Source organism: Frigoribacterium faeni, from assembly GCF_011761235.1.
GTDB lineage: Bacteria > Actinomycetota > Actinomycetes > Actinomycetales > Microbacteriaceae > Frigoribacterium > Frigoribacterium faeni_A.
Window position 1 is genome coordinate 96982 of sequence record NZ_JAAOYW010000004.1, and the last position, 17513, is coordinate 114494.

A 17513-nucleotide genomic window follows, 5' to 3' on the forward strand; every position below is an offset into this window, starting at 1 on the left:
ACGAGATCCGTCGAGAATCCGGCCCACAAGACGTACAAACCCTCATGTGCTCCGCGCTGCGTCCCTCTCGGGAGACTGCTGCGGGGCGTGCGCGCCACAGGCGCGCGGTCTTGAGCCGACGGGTCTACGATACCCGACCCTCCCCCGGAACAGAACCCCCGCCTCCTGCAGGCCGCCCACGCCCGCCCGGCCCAACGCCCGGCACCGCCCCCACCCATCTCGAATCCGAGAGCGATCGGCGCGGCGGAACCCGAGACCCCCCGGAACGACGCCCGGCACACCGCACCCGATCTCAAATTTGAGAGCGATCGGCGCGAACGGAGCCCGAGGCCCCCGGAACGACGCCCGCCCGGGCCCTAACGCTCTCGCTTTGCGCCTCACCGCCGGCGACGGCCGGCCCGCAGGCGGGGCCCGTCGCCCGCGAGTTACTGAGCCCGAGCGCCGCCCTCGTCCGCGCGCCGGTCCGCCCGCCGCTCGCGCCCGCCCTCGTACAGCGAGTACAGCACCGGCAGCACGACCAGCGTCAGCACGGTCGACGACACGAGCCCGCCGATCACGACGACGGCGAGCGGCTGCGAGATGAAGCCGCCGTGCCCGGTGATGCCGAGCGCCATCGGGGTGAGCGCGAAGATCGTCGCGGTCGCCGTCATGAGGATCGGCCGCAGCCTGCGCGACGCCCCCTCGAGCAGCGCCTCGCGCACCCGCAGGCCCCTCGCCCGGTACTGGTTGACGAGGTCGATCAGCACGATCGCGTTGGTCACGACGATGCCGACCAGCATCAGCACGCCGATCAGCGACGCGACGCCGAGCGGGATGCCGGAGGCGAGCTGCAGCAGGATCGCGCCGGTCGCCGCGAAGGGGATCGAGACCAGCAGGAGGAGCGGCTGCAGCAGGCTGCGGAACGTCGCCACCATGACGATGTAGACGATCAGGATCGCGACGAGCACCGCCAGGGCCAGCTGGGAGAAGGCGTTCGACTGGTCGGCGACGGCTCCGCCGACGACGGCGTCCGCCCCGGCGGGCAGGTCGAGGCCCGCGATCGCGTCGTCGACCTCGGTGCCGGCGCTCGAGAGGTCGTCGCTCGACGGGGTGACCGTGACGGTGGCGCTCCGCACCGCGTCGGTCGTCGTGACCGAGGTCGGCCCGGTCGTCTGCTCGACGGTGGCGATCGAGTCGAGGCGCACGGGGCCCGTCGCGCTCGGCAGCTCGAGGCCCCGCAGATCGTCGAGGGTCGCGGGCGGCGTCGGGTCGACGGTGTAGATGTCGACCGAGCTGTCGTCGATCTCGAGCGAGCCCACGCGGAACGGCTGCACGGCCTGCGAGACGATGCCGCCGACGGCGACCTCGCTGAGACCGATGGCCGCGGCCGCGTCGCGGTCGACGACGACGCCGATCACGGGCTGCGCCGCCTGGAGGTTCGAGCCGGCCTCGGCCGTGCCCGGCAGGTCGCTCACGGCGGAGAGCACTGTCTCGGTGGCGGTCTGCAGCGTGTCCGGGTCGGGCGCGGTCACGTCGACGGTGATGTCGTTGCTCGTGCCGAAGCCGCTCGAGGCGGCGAGCTCGATGTCGCCCGCGTCGGCGACGTCGGCGAGCCGCGAGCGCACCTCGGCCTGCAGGGCGTCCTGGTCGGCGTCCTCGTCGGTCGTGATCGAGTAGGTGACGGTGCTGTCGCCGGTGCCCCCGAAGAAGCTGGCGATCGAGGTGCCGCTCGAGCCGATGGTCAGCTGCACGGTCTCGATGCCGTCGACGTCCTCGAGCTGTGCCTCCACCTGCGTGGCGGCGTCCGAGAGCACCTGCAGGCTCGACGCGGGCGCGAGGGTCTGCGTGACGGTGAACGTGTTCTGTCCGCTCGCCCCGAGGAAGTTCGTCTTCATCAGCGGGACGGCCGCCGCCGTGCCGCCGAGCACGAGCAGCGCGACGAGCAGGGTCACGACCGGGCGGCGGAGGGTGCCGCGCAGCACCGGCACGTAGACACGCCGCAGCCGGTCGAGCGGCGTCGTGTCGGTCGGGTCGGAGGCGGCGGTCGTCAGGCGCTCCTGCGCCGGCCCGCCGGCGGCCGCGCCGGCGGCCGCACCCGCACCCGCACCGGCACCGGCACCCGCGTGCTTGTGCACCTTCGGCGCCCGGAGGAACCAGTACGCGAGCACCGGCACGATCGTCAGCGAGACGAACAGCGAGGCGAGCAGGGCGATGGTCACGGTCAGCGCGAAGGGCCGGAACAGCTCGCCGGTGATGTTGCCGACGAAGGCGAGCGGCAGGAACACGACGACGGTCGTGATGGTCGACGCCGTGACGGCGCCCGCGACCTCGCGCACGGCCGCGGTGATCGACGCGACGCGGTCGGCGCCTCCTGTGAGGTGCCGCTTGATGTTCTCGATGACGACGATGGAGTCGTCGACGACGCGGCCGATGGCGATCGTGAGGGCGCCCAGCGTGAGGATGTTGAGCGTGTAGCCCGCCGCCTGCAGCCCGATGAAAGTGATGAGCACGCTGGTGGGGATGCTGATCGCGGTGACGATCGTCGACCGCACCGAGAGCAGGAACACGAGGATGACGACGACGGCGAAGGCGAGGCCGAGCAGGCCCTCCTCGGCGAGCGCGTCGATCGACTGCTGGATGAACGGCGCCTGGTCGAAGACGATCGTCAGGTCGACGTCCGAGCCGAGGTCGGCGGCGAGCGACGGCAGGGCGTCCTGCACGGTGGTCGACACGTCGACCGTGTTGGCGTCGAGCGTCTTGGTGACCGCGATGGTCAGGGCGTCCTGCCCGTCGACGCGGCTGATCGAGGTGACGGGCGCGCCGCTGAGCGCGACGTCGGCCACGTCGTCGATCGTCACGGCCGAGGTGCCGCCGAGCAGCGGCAGCGCCGCCACCTCGTCGGTGCTCGTGAGGCGCTGGCCGGCCTGGATCGAGAGGGTCTGCCCGTTCTCGGTGATCGTGCCGCCCGGGATCAGCGTGCCGTTGGCGTCGAGAGCGTCCTGGAACGCCTGCGTGGTCAGGCCGGCCGCGGCGAGCGCCGTGCTGTCGGGGGTGATGACGACGCGCTGGCCGGCGTCGCCGTAGATCGACGCCTCGCGCACGCCGTCGAGCTTCTGCAGGTCGGGCACGGTCGTGCCCGTGAGCCGGTCGACGAGCGCCTGGGTGCCGTCGGTCGAGTAGCCGGTGACGGCGATCTGGATGACGGGCAGGTCGTCGAGGCTGCCGGTGACCACCTGCGTGTCGACGCTGTCGGGCAGCGTCAGCCGGTTGATCGCCGACTGGATCTTCTGCTCGGCGGCGCCGAGGTCGGTGCCGTAGGTGAACTCGGCCGAGACGGTGCTCTGCGAGGTGCTCGACGTCGCGGTGGTGCCCTCGAGCCCGGGGATGATCTGCACCGCCTGCTCGATCGGCGTCGAGACGTCGTCGTTCACGACCTCGGGCGTGGCGCCCGGGTACGAGCTCACGATCGCGATCTGGGGGAACTGCACGTTGGGCGCGAGCTCCTGCTTCAGCGAGGTCAGCGCGATGCCGCCGAAGACGGCGACGACGATCGTGACGAGGGCGATCAGCGCACGGTTGCGCAGGCTGAAGACGGACAGAAGATGCACGGGGCTCCTGGTGAGCGACGGAGGTGGCGGAGGAGACGGAGGTGCACGCAGTGCACCGTGGTCATTCTCACCGCGCTCACTGACAATCCGTCTAGACGACCTCGGCCATCAGCGCCCCGCGCGGCGCCTGCACGCCGTCGATGCCGTCCCAGGCCGCGACGAGCGCGGCGAGCGCCCGGTCCGTCTCGTCGTCGGGGTACGAGAACGGCACCCGCAGGAACCGCTCGAAGGCCCCGTCGACGCCGAACATGGGCCCGGCCGCGAGCAGCAGCCCGTGGCGCCGGGCGGCGAGCACGAGCTGCGAGCTGACGGGCGCGCCGAGGCCGACCCACGTGGTCAGCCCGCCGGCGGGCGAGGGCACGGTCCACCCGGGGAACGCACTGCGCAGCCCGGCCACGACGCGGTCGCGACCGTGCCTCAGCTGGCGGGCCCGCGCCTCCAGCACGCCGTCGAGGTCGCCGAGCAGGTCGGCGACGATCAGCTGCTCGAGCACCGGGGTGCCGAGGTCGCCGGCCGAGCGGGCGCGCACGAGCCGCTCGACGAGCGGTCGCTCCGCACGGATCCACCCGATGCGCAGGCCGCCCCAGAGCGACTTGCCGACCGACCCGATCGTGACGGCCGGCCCGTAGGCCGCCATCGGCAGGGGCCGTGGCCAGCCGCCGAGAGCCGAGGAGGCGCCCCCCGGCCCCCCGACGACGAGCTCGGCCATCGTCTCGTCCGCGATCACGACCGTGCCCTCGTCGGCCGCAGCCTCGAGCACGCGGACGCGCTGCTCCGCGGGCATCGTCGCGCCGGTCGGGTTGTGGAAGTCGGGCATCAGGTACGCGACGGGCGGGCTGGTGCGCCGCAGCGTCTGCATCAGCGTCGCCTCGTCCCACCCGTCGTCGACGGTGACGCTGACGGGCGCGAGCCGCGCCCCGGCGGCCCGGAGCGCCTCGAAGGCGTGCGGGTAGCCGGGCGTCTCGACGACGGCGCGGTCGCCGCGGCCGACGAGCACGCGGGCGAGCAGCGCGATGGCGTGCTGCGCGCCGAGCGTCACGACGATCTGGTCGGCGCTGGTCTCGAGGCCGCGGGCCCGGTAGCGGGCGGCGATCGCCTCGCGCAGCACGGGCCGTCCCACGGTGTCGAAGCCGGGCTCGGAGAGGTAGGCGCCGAGGCGTCCCGCGGCCCGCTGGGCGGCCTCGGCGATCCCGTCGACGGCGGGCATCGCCGCCTTCGTGAAGTCGAGCACGTCGCCCTCGGGCGCCGAGCGCGGCACGCGCGCCCGGTCGGGCAGCCGGACGACGCTGCCGCTGCCGCGCAGGCTCGTCACGTGGCCGGCGTCGCGCAGCGTCGAGTAGGCCGCCGCGACGGTCGTGCGGCTGACCCCGAGGTGGGCGGCGAGGTCGCGCTCGCTGGGCAGGCGGGTGCCCACCGCGAGCCGCCCGTCGAGCACGAGCAGCCGGATGCGGTCGGCCAGCGCGGCGTACCCGGGAGCCGAGGAGGCGCGCCACGAGTCGAGCAGGACGCCCAGCGCCCGCGACGACACGGCCGGCCCGTTCGTGGTGATGCTCATGCGGCGCTCCCGTCCATGCGGCCACACTAGGCCGATTGGACCCTTGCCACCAGGCCGCCTGCCCGATTGGATCGGTCCATGCTCCTGACCCGCCGCCTCCTGCAGCTCCTCCTCGGCCTGTTCCTCTACGGCGCCGCCATCGCCCTGATGGTGCGGGCGAGCATCGGCGTCGCCCCGTGGGACGTGCTGACGCAGGGCATCGTGGCGCAGACCGGCCTCGGCTTCGGCCTCGTCGTGTTCCTCACGAGCGCCGTCGTGCTGCTGCTGTGGATCCCGCTGCGACAGCGACCGCGGTTCGGCACGGTCGCGAACGCGCTGCTGGTCGGCCCCTTCGCCGACCTCGGGCTGCACGTGCTGCCCACGCAGACCGTGTGGTGGGCTCAGGGGCTCACGTTCGCCGCCGGCCTGCTGCTGCTCGCGGTGGCGAGCGGCCTCTACATCGGCGCCGACTTCGGCCCCGGGCCCCGCGACGGGCTCATGCTCGGGCTGCACCGCCGGCTCGGCCTGCGCGTGGGGGTGGCCCGCACGGTGATCGAGCTGACGGTGCTCGCGGTCGGCTGGCTGCTGGGCGGCCAGGTCGGCATCGGCACGGCGGTCGAGGCCCTGCTGATCGGCCCCCTCGTGGCGGTGACGCTGCCGCTCTTCGCGCCGCGCGCGGCACGCGGCGCCGCGACCTCGGGCGTGGTCGCGGACTCGGCCCCGGGCTCGGCCACGGACTCGGCCCCGGACTCGGCCACGGGCCCGACCACCGGCCCCGTCCCCACGGCGACCTCGCCGACCGCCTGACGGATCGGGAATGCGCGGCCTCCGCGGCGGGTTGACAGGCCCTCGCCGCGGAGTAGAGTCGCCGCTCGTGACTGACGAAGCCCGGTCGCCGAAGCGGTGGCTGATCGGTGAACCCCTCCCCTCGGAGAAGCTCGAGGGGCAGCTCCTCCCGAAGCACCTCGCCCTCCCGATCTTCGCCAGCGACCCGCTGAGCTCCGTGGCGTACGCGCCGCAGGAGCTGCTGATGATCCTGCTGATCGGCGGGCTCGGGTTCCTCACCCTCGCACCGTGGGTGGCGGTGGCCGTCGTCGTGCTGCTGCTCGTCGTCGTCGCCTCGTACCGCCAGCTGATCAAGGCCTACCCCTCGGGAGGCGGCGACTACGAGGTCGCCCACCGCAACCTCGGCGAGAAGGCCGGCCTCGTCGTGGCCTCCGCCCTGCTCGTCGACTACGTGATGACCGTCGCCGTCTCGGTCGCGTCGGGCGTCGACAACATCATCTCGGCGGTGCCCGAGCTGGCCCCGGTGCGGGTCGAGCTCGCCGTGTTCTTCGTGCTGCTGCTGGCCGCCGTCAACCTGCGGGGCGTGCGCGAGTCGAGCAAGGCCTTCGCCGTGCCGACCTACCTGTTCGTCTCGAGCGTGTTCGTCATGATCGTCATCGCGCTCGTCCGCACCGCCCTCGGCGACCCGCCCGTGGCCGAGAGCGCCGAGTACACCGTGCAGGCCGACCAGCTCACGCAGGCGGCGTTCGTCCTGCTGCTGCTGCGCGCCTTCTCGAGCGGCTGCTCGGCCCTGACCGGGGTCGAGGCGATCGCCAACGGCGTGCCCGCGTTCCGCCGCCCGAAGGTGCAGAACGCCCAGAAGACCCTCGTGCTGATGGGCGGCATCGCGATCGTCCTGTTCGCCGGCCTCGTCGCCGTCGCCCTGATCGCGAAGGTCCACTACGCCGAGGACGCCTGCGACCTGCAGGGCTTCGTCGACTGCACGGGCACCCCGCAGCGCAGCCTCATCGCGCAGATCGCGAGCGCGGTGTTCGGCGGGTCGCTGTTCGGCGTCCCCTTCTACCTGATCCAGACCTGCACGGCGGCCGTGCTGCTGCTGGCGGCGAACACGGCGTTCAACGGGTTCCCGCTGCTCGGCTCGATCCTGGCCCGCGACCAGTACGCCCCCAAGGCGCTGAACACCCGGGGCGACCGCCTCATCTACTCGAACGGCGTGATCGTCCTCGCGCTGGTGGCCTGCGCCATCCTGCTCGTCTACCAGGCCAGCGTCACCGGGCTGATCCAGCTCTACATCATCGGCGTCTTCGTCTCGTTCACGCTCGGCCAGACCGGCATGGTCGTGCACTGGACCCGCATGCTGCGCGAGGGCTGCGCCGACCGCGGCGCCGTGTACCGCGCCCGCGGCATCAACGCGTTCGGGGCCCTGCTCACCGCCTCCGTGCTCATCGTGGTGACCGTGACGAAGTTCACGCACGGCGCCTGGCTCGTGTTCGTCATCATGCCGATCCTGTTCGTGCTGATGCTCGGCGTGAACCGCTACTACCGCGACGTGCGGGTCGAGATCGAGCCCGACGCCACGACGCAGTTCGGCGCGCACGGCGACCACGCGATCGTGCTCGTCGGCACGATGCAGAAGCCGGTGCTCAAGGCGCTCGACTACGCGATCGCGGCGCGGCACGAGTCGCTCGAGGCGGTGCACGTCGGCGTCGACGACGAGGCGACGGCCCTGCTGCAGCGGCAGTGGGCCGAGCAGGAGATCGAGGTGCCCCTGCGCATCGTCGCCTCGCCCTACCGCGACATCAGCATGCCGCTGATCAAGTACATCAAGGCGCACCGGGCCGAGCACGGCTCGGAGGTCGTCACGATCTACACGCCGATCTACATCGTCGGCCACTGGTGGGAGGCGCTGCTGCACAACCACAAGAGCCGCCGCATCCGCCAGAAGCTCATGCTCGTGCACGGCGTCACGATCTCGCTCGTGCCGTGGCTGCTCGACTCGTCCGAGATCCTCTACGGCCGCCGGTCGCGGCCGATCCCCGGCCAGGACCGCCGCGGCGAGCCCATCCGCCCCCTGCCCCGCCGCCCCCTCCAGCCGGCCGGGTCGGTGACCGCAGGAGGCGCGGGTCCGGCAGGCAGGGCCGGCGCGGCCGTCGAGGGCGGTGCCGTCCACCGCGGCCTCGTGGTCGGCGCCGAGCACGACGGCGGGGCCGGGCACGACGGCGCGGCCGGCGGCCACCCCGACGTGCCGCGCGCCTCGGGCCCGAAGCAGACGCCGCGGGCGGCGGGCAAGGGCCAGAACGTCGGCAACGCGCGCCGGGGCGACGCGGCGCGCAAGGCGCGGTCGGCGGCCCGCAACGGCACGGGCCCGCGACGCAAGAAATGACGTCGCCGCCATTCGACTGATACATCACCCACGAGATATCGTGGGGCCTGCCCTCGTCCCCGAGGGCGGCCCCTCGCTCCGTGAGGGCGCCCGGCCTACCCCCGGAGCACGACCATGGACGACCTCTCGACCCTCGGCCTCCACCCCGGCGACGACGTGGCGACCGGGCCCGTCCCGACCGGGCCGGTGGTGACCGGGCCGGCCACGACCGGGCGGCGCCGGGGCCGCCGGCGTTGTCGGTCGCGGGCGGCGCCCGCCGCGATCGCGGCGGGCGTGTCGCTCGTGCTGCTCGTCGTGGCCGCGGGCGTGGCCGCCGGCGCCTTCGCCCTGCACCTCGCCTCCGCCTGGGACGACTCGACGACGACCCTCGACCGGGCGTTCCCGGCCGAGGCCGAACGCCCCGCCCCCACGACGGACGGCGCGCTGAACGTGCTGCTGATGGGCTCCGACTCCCGGGGCGACGAGACGACGCTCGACGTCGCGGGCCCCTCCGGGCAGCGCACCGACACGATGATGCTGCTGCACGTCGACGCCGACCGGCGCCACGCCTCCGTGATGTCCCTGATGCGCGACGTCTGGGTGCCCGTCCCCGGCCACGGCGACGCCAAGCTGAACGCGGCCTGGGCCTACGGCGGCAGCCCGCTCACGGTGCAGACCGTCGAGAGCCTGCTCGGGGTGCGGATCGACCACGTCGCGATCGTCGACTTCGAGGGCTTCGCCGGCATGACCACGGCCCTCGGCGGCGTCGACGTGGTCAGCGAGAAGGCCTTCCGCAGCACCGCCCGCGACCGAGCACGCAGCTACGAGTACGTGCAGGGCGTCAACCACCTCGAGGGCGACGCCGCACTGTCGTTCGTCCGCGAGCGCGCGGCCTTCGCCGACGCCGACTACCAGCGGGTCCGGAACCAGCAGGCGTTCCTCCGCGGCGTGCTCGACTCGCTCGTCAGCCGCGCGACCCTCACCGACCCGACGCGGGTCACGGGCTTCGTGACGGCCGTCGCGCCCTACGTGACGGTCGACGCGGGGCTGGACGCCGCCTCCCTGGTGTCGCTCGGCGCGAGCCTCCGCGGCGTCCGTCCCGACGACGTCGACTTCTTCACCGTGCCGGACGCCGGCACGGGCACGTCGCCCGACGGCCAGTCGATCGTCCTGCCCGACGAGGCGGCGATGCCCGCCCTCCGCGACGCCCTCCGCGACGACCAGGTGCGAGCGTTCCTCGAGGCCCGTCCGGGCCGCCCGTGACCGGCCGTCGGGGCTAGGGGCACATGCTAAGATCGATGCAGTTTTGCAACGTCACCTGTCGGTAGTTCCCGGTTCGTCCGACACCGTTTCCGGGCCGAATTCACGAGGGGGTCACGCATGGGGCGCGGCCGTCAAAAAGCCAAGCACACCAAGGTCGCCAGAGAGCTGAAGTACTTCAGCCCTGACACCAACTACGGTGCGCTCGAAAAAGAGCTTGCGACCAAGAGCGATTCCGACGAGTACGTCGACCGGTGGGCCGACGACTTCGACGACGACTCCGAGGTCGACACCGACCTCGACGAGGGCCAGGCAGGCCACGACCAGAGCAAGACCGCCTAGGCGCGACCGTGGCCCTGGTGTGGGAACAGGTCGTGGTCGACGCCGTCGACCCTGAGGCCCTCGCGGCCTGGTGGCGCGAGGCGCTCGACTGGGTGACCGTGAGCGAGCCGGGCGACGAGCCCGAGCTCCGGCCGGCCGCCGACTCGCTGCCCGGGCTCCTGTTCGTGCGCGTGCCCGAGCCCAAGTCGGTGAAGGACCGGCTGCACCTCGACTTCCGCCCCGACGACCAGGCCGCCGAGGTGGCCCGGCTCGAGGCCCTCGGCGCGACGCGCGTCGACGTCGGCCAGGTCGACCCGTCGTGGGTGGTGCTCGCCGACCCCGAGGGCAACGAGTTCTGCGTGCTCGGCTCGCGTCACGATGGCTGACGCGCCGCGATTCGTCGGGGCCCCGGGCGTCACGCACCTGAGCTGGCGGCGTCGCCGGGCGCCTCACATCTGAGCCTCCGGCGTCGAAGGACGTGCGGCGGCAGAGCCGCCGCCGTCGCGGGACGAGACCCCCCGGACGCGCTGGCGTCACGAGACCAGGCGCGACCGAGCACTCCGGCCCGTGCGCATCGGGCGCCGAGGTGCCGACGAGCTGTCCGTCGAGCCCGTGCGTGCGGCGGCTGACGAAACGCCCGTCGGGCGAGGGGACAGATCAGCCGACGAACTGCCCGAGCACCGGCAGGAGCCCGACCGCGACGACGAGCACGAGCCCGCCTGCCGTGAGGAGCGCGACGCGCTTGCCGCCGGTGACGGCGGAGGCCTCGCGCGGCGGGACCGGCGCGAGCGGGACGCGGGTCACCCGGGTGACCCGAGCGGCGGGGCCGGTGGTGTGCGTGTGAGTGGTCATGTGGTCGACTCCTTCGTCGTCCGTCCCGACATCGTCGTCGAGGTGCGCCCCGGAGGGCGTGGACCGAGTGTACGTCCGATCCTCGACCGGCACCACGGCCGGGTCGCCGCTGCGGCCCGGGGGCCGGCTCTCGCAGCCGACCCGCGCCTCCCGCGCTCTTATCGGCCCGGCCCGACCCGCGCCTCCCGCGCTCTCGTCCGCCCGGGCCGACCCGCGGCTCCCGCGCTCTCGTCATTCAGGAACGCGGGCCGCGACGTTCCTGATCCGTGCACGGTTCAGGACGCCCGGTCCCCCCGTCGCGACGATCAGGACCGATGTTCCTGAACGAGGGAAGAAGAAACCAGCGCAGGGGCGGGGCTAGGCGCGGTAGCTGCCGACGAGGCGCACGGCCCCGCCGTCGACGCCCTTGGCGCCCTGCTCGAACCCGGTGAGGTCGCGGACCGCCGTCGAGACGGTGCCGACCTGCCAGGTGCGGATGCCGTCGGCCTCGAGGGCCGCCGTCACGGCGCCGGCCGACGCGGCGTCGACGACGGCGATCATGCCGATGCCGAGGTTCCAGGTGCCCTCGCTCGACTCGAGCGTCGACCCGGCGAGGTCGCTGAGCACGCGGAACACCGGGTCGGGCGACCAGGTGCCGCGGTCGACCTCGGCCGACGAGCCGAGCGGCAGCACGCGGGCGAGGTTCGCGGCGATGCCGCCGCCGGTGACGTGGCTGAGCGAGTGCACCGCGCCGGCCAGCGCCGGGTCGTCGAGCACGCGCAGCAGGGGGGTCGTGTAGAGGCGGGTGGGCTCGAGCAGCTCTTCGCCGATGGTGCGCGAGAACTCGGGCAGGCCGTCGGAGTACCCGAGGTCGCTCGACGCCAGGATGTGCCGCACGAGCGAGAAGCCGTTCGAGTGCAGCCCCGACGAAGCGAGGGCGAGCACGACGTCGCCGTCGCGCACGAGGTGGGCGCCGAGCTGCGAGCCTGCCTCGACCGCGCCGACGGCGGCGCCGGCGACGTCGTAGTCGTCGGGCCCCAGCAGCCCGGGGTGCTCGGCGGTCTCGCCGCCGACGAGGGCCGTGCCCGTCTCGCTGCAGGCGCGGGCGATGCCCTCGACGATGGAGGCGATGCGCGCCGGCACGACGCGGCCGCACGCGATGTAGTCGGTCATCACGAGCGGGCGGGCGCCCACGACGACGATGTCGTCGACGACCATGCCGACGAGGTCCTGGCCGATGGTGTCGTGCTTGTCGAGCGCCTGGGCGATGGCGACCTTGGTGCCGACGCCGTCGGTCGACGTCGCGAGGAGCGGCCGCTCGTACGCCTTGAGGAACGACACGTCGAACATGCCCGCGAACCCGCCGACCCCGCCCACGACGCCCGGGCCGTGCGTGGCGGCGACGGCCGACTTCATCAGCTCGACCGCGCGGTCGCCGGCGGCCGTGTCGACCCCCGCGGCGGCGTAGGAGGCGCTGGTCGAGGGGGCAGGAGAGGTCGCCATTCGTTCATCCGTTCGGTGTCGCTCTAGACTGTCGCGGTAACCCCAACTCTACGGTCTGGAGCCAGATCCGCATGTGCGGCATCGTCGGTCTCGTCGCGCACGAGCCAGCTAATCAACTCGTCTACGACTCCCTCCTCCTGCTGCAGCACCGTGGGCAGGACAGCACGGGCATCGCGACCGCCGAACGTGGCATCTTCCACGTGCACAAGACCAAGGGGCAGGTGCGCGAGGGCTTCCGCACCCGCGACATGCGGGCCCTGCTCGGCACGATGGGCCTCGGCCACGTGCGCTACGCCACGAAGGGCGCGGCGACGAACGAGCAAGAGGCGCAGCCGTTCTACGTGAACGCGCCCTACGGCATCGTGCTCGTGCACAACGGCAACCTGACGAACACGCGCGAGCTCACGAGCGAGCTGTTCCACGTCGACCGCCGGCACCTGAACACCAACAGCGACACCGAGCTGCTCGTCAACGTGCTCGCGCACGAGCTGCAAGAACAGGTCAACGGCACCGACCTCGACCCCGAGCAGATCTTCGCCGCGGTCACCCGCGTGCACGACCGCGTCGAGGGGTCGTACGCGGCCATCGCGATGATCGCCGGCCACGGGCTGCTCGCGTTCCGCGACCCGTTCGGCATCCGCCCCCTGGTGCTCGGCCGCCGCAAGGCCGCCGACGGGCAGCGCGACGAGTGGATCGTCGCGAGCGAGTCGCTCGTGCTCGAGTCGGGCGGCTACGAGATCGTCCGCGACGTCGCGCCCGGCGAGGCCGTGTTCGTGTCGCTCGACGGCGAGATGGTGTCGAAGCAGTGCCACGCGGCGCCGCGCCTCGTCCCCTGCTCGTTCGAGTACGTCTACCTCGCGCGTCCCGACTCCGTCATGAACGGCATCTCGGTCTACGACGCGCGCCTGCGGCTCGGCGACCGCCTGGCCGACACCGTGGCCCGGTACGCGCCGACGGGCGACATCGACGTCGTCATGCCCATCCCCGACTCGTCGCGCCCCGCCGCGATGCAGGTCGCCCAGAAGCTCGGCATCGAGTACCGCGAGGGCTTCTACAAGAACCGCTACGTGGGCCGCACCTTCATCATGCCGGGCCAGGCGGAGCGCAAGCGCTCGGTGCGCCAGAAGCTCAACGCGATGTCGAGCGAGTTCAAGGGCAAGAACATCCTCATCGTCGACGACTCGATCGTGCGCGGCACCACCTCGCGCGAGATCGTCGAGATGGCGCGGGCCGCCGGGGCGAACGAGGTCACGTTCACGTCGGCCGCGCCGCCCGTGCGCTACCCGCACGTCTACGGCATCAACATGCCGTCGCGTCACGAGCTGATCGCCCACGACCGCAAGATCCCCGAGATCGCGCGCGAGCTCGGCGCCGACCACCTCATCTACCAAGAAGTGGCCGACATGCAGGCCGCCATCGTCGAGGGCAGCGACGTCACCGACCTCGAGATGAGCTGCTTCACCGGCGACTACGTCACCGGCACGGTCAGCCCCGAGTACCTCGCCTGGGTCGAGGCCAACCAGCTCAGCTGACCCCGGCTCTCTCTCCTCGTTCAGGAACACGGCTCCTGATCCGTGCCCGGACGGCGTGGACGTTCCTGATCCGTGCACGACTCAGGAACCCCGCCTCGGCACCTCCTGAGCACCGGAGCCGAGGAGGCGCGCAGCCGCCGCCGTCCCGCGTCCCGTCCCCGAGGCCCCCGGCGGCACGCCCGCCGCTCACCCGCGCGACGGTGGCCGGCGTCGGCGGCGGTCAATAGGCTCGGCGCATGAGCGACGACAGCTCCCCCACCGTGCCCGTGCCCGCCGACCCCGCGCCCACGGGCCCGGGCGCCGTCCCCGCCCTGGCGATCCGGGGCCTGCGCAAGCGCTTCGGCGAGAAGGTCGCGGTCGACGGCATCGACCTCGAGGTGCCGGCCGGCTCGTTCTACGGCCTGGTGGGGCCGAACGGCGCCGGCAAGACGACGACCCTGTCGATGGCGACCGGCCTGCTGCGTCCCGACGCCGGCGGCATCGAGGTGCTCGGCGCCGACGTGTGGCGCGACCCCACCCACGCCAAGTCGCTCGTCGGCGTGCTCAGCGACGGCATCGCCCTGTTCGACCGGCTCACCGGCGAGCAGCTGATCACGTACCACGGGCTGCTCAACGGCATCGACCGCGAGACCGTCGCCGGTCGCGTGTCCGACCTGCTCGACCTGCTCGACCTGCGCGAGGCCGCGGGCACGCTCGTCGTCGACTACAGCGCGGGCATGACCAAGAAGGCGGCGCTGGCCTGTGCGCTGGTGCACGCACCGCGCCTCCTCGTGCTCGACGAGCCGTTCGAGTCGGTCGACCCGATCTCGGCGGCGAACATCCGCGACATCCTGCACGGCTACGTGCAGGGCGGCGGCACGGTCATCGTGTCGAGCCACTCGATGGACCTCGTGCAGCGCATGTGCGACCACGTCGCCGTCATCGCGGCGGGGCGGGTGCTCGCCGCCGGCACGATCGACGACGTGCGGGCGGGCTCCACCCTCGAAGATCGCTTCGTCGAGCTCGTCGGCGGCCGCCAGCACAGCGAGGGGCCGTCGTGGTTGCGCACCTCCTGAGCCTGCGCTGGCGGGTGATGGGCAACGGGCTCCGGCGCAGCGCCTGGCAGATCGTCGCCCTGGTGATCGGCGCCCTCTACGGCGTCGGCGTGCTCGTCGCGCTCGTCGCGGGCCTCGTCGCCCTGTCGTTCGCCCCCGAGCGGTGGGGCTGGACCGCCGCCGTGCTCGTCGGCTCGGTCGCCGTGCTGGGCTGGGCCGTCGTGCCGCTGCTCGCCCGCGGCGTCGACCAGACGCTGAGCGTCGAGAAGCTGCGCTCGTTCCCGATCCCGGCCGACCGCCTCCTCGTGGCCCTGCTCGTCTGCGGGGTGCTCGGCATCCCCGGCCTCGTCACCACGATCGCGGCCCTGGCCACCTCGCTGAGCTGGCTGCAGCACCCGCTCTCGGCCGTCGTCGCACCGATCAGCGGGCTCGTGGGCGTGCTCACGTGCGTCGCCGCCTCCCGGGTGGTCGAGTCGGCGTCGAGCGCGCTGGCGTCGCGGCGTCGCTACCGAGAGGTGATGGGCGTGGTCGTGTTCGTGCCCGTCCTCATGGCCGGTCCGCTGATCGGCCTCGCCGGCCAGGGCATCGGCTCGGCGGCCGAGCAGCTGCCGCGCATCGCCGAGGTCGCCGCGTGGACCCCGCTCGGCGCCGCCTGGGCCGTGCCCGGCGAGCTGGCGCTCGGACGACCCGGGGAGGCGCTGGCCAAGTCCGCGATCGCCGTCGTCTCGCTCGCCCTGCTGCTGCTCGCGTGGCGTCGCGCCCTCGCGTCCGCCCTGGTCGCGCCTCCCGTCGAGCAGCGCACGGGCCCGGCGAAGGGCCTGGGGCCGTTCCGCTGGTTCCCCGGCACGCCGACCGGGGCGGTGGCGGCACGCGCGGCCGTCTACTGGCTGCGCGACCCGCGCTACGGCGGCTCGCTCGTCGTGGTGCCGCTCGTGCCGGTGATCGCCGTGTTCCTCGCCCTGACCGGGGGCAACACGTGGCTGCTCTACGCCATCGGGCCGGCCGTCGCCGCCCTGCTCGCCGTCACGCTCTCGGCCGACGTGTCGTACGACGGCACGGCGTTCGCGGCGCACCTGTCGACCGGTGTCTCGGGCCGGGCCGACCGGGCCGGGCGCGTGCTGACACTGTCGCTGTTCGCCGTGCCCCTCGTGGTGCTGGCGACGGTTCTGCCGCTCGCGGTGATCGGCGCCTGGCAGCAGCTGCCGGCCCTGCTCGGCATGGGGCTCGGCGTCATGCTGAGCGGCTTCGGGGCGTCGAGCGTGGCGTCGGCGATGTTCCTGATGCCCGTGCCCGCGGCGGGCGAGAGCCCGTTCAAGTCGCCGCCCGGCGCGTCGGTCACGTCGACGCTCGGCATGTACGCGACCTGGCTCGTGTCGTTCGCCCTCGCGGTGCCCGAGCTGGCGCTCGGCATCGCGTCGCTCCTGACCGGCAGCGTGCTGCTCGGCGTGCTCGCCCTCGTCGTCGGGGTCGTGCTCGGCACGGTGCTGGTGGTGGTCGGCGTCGGCCGCGGGGGCGCGCTGCTCGACGCCCGGGGGCCCGAGCTGCTCACGCGGCTGCGCTCGGCGCGCGGGGCCTGAGGCGCCGGGGCCTGTCGGGTGCCCGGCCGGGGCGTCGCGGCGGCGACGGGTCGGGTCTGAGGCGACGGGCGCCGGTGGTGTGCCCGTCCGGGGCGTCGCGGCGAAGGGGGCGCGCGCGTGCTCGTGCGCGCGCAGGGGGTCGCGCGTGAGTCAGCAGCGCGCGGAGCGCTCTACTCGAGCTCGCCCTCGACGGCCGGCGGCTCGGGGGCGTCGACGCGGCGGCGCTCGGCGCTCAGGGTCTTCGCCCGGCGCAGCGACACTCGGTCGACGACGATCGCGACGACGGCGCCGACGGCCGCGCCGAACGTGAGGCCCCAGAGCGCGAAGTACCCGTAGGTCGACGCGACGCCGGCGCTCGGGTCGAACGGGAACAGCGACGTCAGGATCAGCGACACGAGCACGCCGAGCGCCCCGCCCATGAGCAGGAACACCGAGAACTTCGGAGCCCGGCGCACCGTGACCTCGTCGTGGGTCGCCGTGCCCTCGGCGGCGTCCGACGCACCGCGGTCGGCACCCGGTGCGACGACGGGCTGCGCCGGGGCGTCCGGGGAGACGGCCTCGTGGGGCTGCTGCGGTTCGTCGGGTGCGTGGGTCACGCCTCCATTGTCCCAGAGCGCGCCCGGGAGCCGCGCCGGGTGCCTCGACGTCGGTGCTCCTCCGGGTCGAGGGCGGGTCTTCCGGCTCGAGGGCGGGTCGCCGCGGACCCGCCCTCGGCCCGGAAGACCCACCCTCGAGCTGCGCGTGGTGCGCGCCTCGAGCTGCGCGCGCTCAGGCCTGCGGCAGCCGCACGGGCACGTACCCGCGCAGGTCGGCGCGGCTGCCCGACGCCGAGACCAGCGACTCGGCGACGGCGGCGTCCCAGGTGAGCCCGCCCGTGGCGAGCCGGATGAACGTGTCGGCGTCGGTCTCGACGACGTTGGGCGGCGTGCCGCGCGTGTGGCTCAGCCCCTCCCGGAACTGGACGGCGCCGAACGGCGGCACCCGCACCTCCACGGTGGCTCCGGGCTCGCCGTCGGCGAGCACCTGCAGCAGCCAGCGCACCGCGGTGGCGGTGACCGTCCGCGGGGCCGAGCCTCCCTCGGCGATCGCGACGACCGCCTCCTGCACGGCTGCGGCGCCCGCCGCGTCGTCGATCCTCGCCCTGGCCATGCCGTCACGCTACCCGGGCGGAGGCCGCGCGCACCGG

At 73.5% G+C, this 17513-nt stretch carries 14 protein-coding genes; 8 read left to right on the plus strand and 6 right to left on the minus strand.

Going from position 1 to position 17513, the window contains the following annotated elements; translation table 11 throughout:
• Nucleotides 1-425: 425 nt before the first annotated feature.
• Together FHR78_RS14615 and FHR78_RS14620 are read right to left on the minus strand one after the other, a co-directional pair.
• Nucleotides 426-3587 carry an efflux RND transporter permease subunit gene (locus tag FHR78_RS14615; RefSeq protein WP_166761294.1) on the minus strand — a complete coding sequence of 1054 codons (3162 nt, stop codon included), beginning with the start codon at nucleotides 3585-3587 and terminating at the stop codon, nucleotides 426-428.
• A 91-nt stretch (nucleotides 3588-3678) separates the two neighbouring features.
• Nucleotides 3679-5142, minus strand: a complete 1464-nt coding sequence (locus FHR78_RS14620; RefSeq protein ID WP_166761295.1) for a PLP-dependent aminotransferase family protein — start codon at nucleotides 5140-5142, stop codon at nucleotides 3679-3681.
• Nucleotides 5143-5220: 78 nt separating this feature from the next.
• Here FHR78_RS14620 and FHR78_RS14625 point away from each other — a divergent pair, with 78 nt between their 5' ends.
• The 5 genes from FHR78_RS14625 to FHR78_RS14645 all read left to right on the plus strand — a co-directional run bounded on the left by FHR78_RS14625 (nucleotide 5221) and on the right by FHR78_RS14645 (nucleotide 10236).
• On the plus strand, nucleotides 5221-5928 hold the full coding sequence (locus FHR78_RS14625) for a YczE/YyaS/YitT family protein (RefSeq protein ID WP_166761296.1): 708 nt from the start codon (nucleotides 5221-5223) through the stop codon (nucleotides 5926-5928).
• Between the two features lie 100 nt (nucleotides 5929-6028).
• Nucleotides 6029-8290: an APC family permease gene (locus tag FHR78_RS14630; RefSeq protein WP_243862642.1), complete on the plus strand. Its 2262-nt coding sequence runs from the start codon at nucleotides 6029-6031 to the stop codon at nucleotides 8288-8290.
• Between the two features lie 114 nt (nucleotides 8291-8404).
• Entirely contained in the window at nucleotides 8405-9532 is a 1128-nt protein-coding gene (locus tag FHR78_RS14635; RefSeq protein ID WP_166761297.1) for an LCP family protein, read from the plus strand.
• 117 nt (nucleotides 9533-9649) lie between these two features.
• A complete protein-coding gene (locus tag FHR78_RS14640; RefSeq protein WP_166761298.1) occupies nucleotides 9650-9871 on the plus strand; it encodes a DUF3073 domain-containing protein in 222 nt (73 codons plus the stop codon).
• A gap of 8 nt (nucleotides 9872-9879) precedes the next feature.
• Nucleotides 9880-10236, plus strand: a complete 357-nt coding sequence (locus FHR78_RS14645) for a VOC family protein (RefSeq protein ID WP_166761299.1) — start codon at nucleotides 9880-9882, stop codon at nucleotides 10234-10236.
• A 271-nt stretch (nucleotides 10237-10507) separates the two neighbouring features.
• On the opposite strand, the gene FHR78_RS14650 is transcribed toward FHR78_RS14645, so the two are convergent.
• Both FHR78_RS14650 and purM read right to left on the minus strand, forming a co-directional pair.
• Complete coding sequence (locus FHR78_RS14650; RefSeq protein WP_166761300.1) at nucleotides 10508-10702, minus strand: hypothetical protein; 195 nt, start codon at nucleotides 10700-10702, stop codon at nucleotides 10508-10510.
• A 357-nt stretch (nucleotides 10703-11059) separates the two neighbouring features.
• Complete coding sequence (gene purM, locus FHR78_RS14655) at nucleotides 11060-12184, minus strand: phosphoribosylformylglycinamidine cyclo-ligase (RefSeq protein ID WP_166761301.1); 1125 nt, start codon at nucleotides 12182-12184, stop codon at nucleotides 11060-11062.
• Between the two features lie 71 nt (nucleotides 12185-12255).
• Here purM and purF point away from each other — a divergent pair, with 71 nt between their 5' ends.
• The 3 genes from purF to FHR78_RS14670 all read left to right on the plus strand — a co-directional run bounded on the left by purF (nucleotide 12256) and on the right by FHR78_RS14670 (nucleotide 16327).
• A complete protein-coding gene (gene purF / locus FHR78_RS14660) occupies nucleotides 12256-13716 on the plus strand; it encodes an amidophosphoribosyltransferase (protein ID WP_166761302.1) in 1461 nt (486 codons plus the stop codon).
• 236 nt (nucleotides 13717-13952) lie between these two features.
• The gene (locus FHR78_RS14665) at nucleotides 13953-14771 is read left to right on the plus strand and encodes an ABC transporter ATP-binding protein (protein ID WP_166761303.1); all 819 of its coding nucleotides are present in this window, start codon (nucleotides 13953-13955) and stop codon (nucleotides 14769-14771) included.
• Nucleotides 14753-16327, plus strand: a complete 1575-nt coding sequence (locus tag FHR78_RS14670) for a transporter (RefSeq protein ID WP_166761304.1) — start codon at nucleotides 14753-14755, stop codon at nucleotides 16325-16327. The genes FHR78_RS14665 and FHR78_RS14670 overlap by 19 nt, the downstream gene beginning before the upstream one ends.
• Nucleotides 16328-16497: 170 nt before the next feature.
• Here FHR78_RS14670 and FHR78_RS14675 read toward each other — a convergent pair whose 3' ends face one another.
• Nucleotides 16498-16923, minus strand: a complete 426-nt coding sequence (locus FHR78_RS14675) for a hypothetical protein (RefSeq protein ID WP_166761305.1) — start codon at nucleotides 16921-16923, stop codon at nucleotides 16498-16500.
• A 172-nt stretch (nucleotides 16924-17095) separates the two neighbouring features.
• The gene (locus FHR78_RS14680; RefSeq protein ID WP_166761306.1) at nucleotides 17096-17476 is read right to left on the minus strand and encodes a sterol carrier family protein; all 381 of its coding nucleotides are present in this window, start codon (nucleotides 17474-17476) and stop codon (nucleotides 17096-17098) included.
• Between the last annotated feature and the right edge of the window lie 37 nt (nucleotides 17477-17513).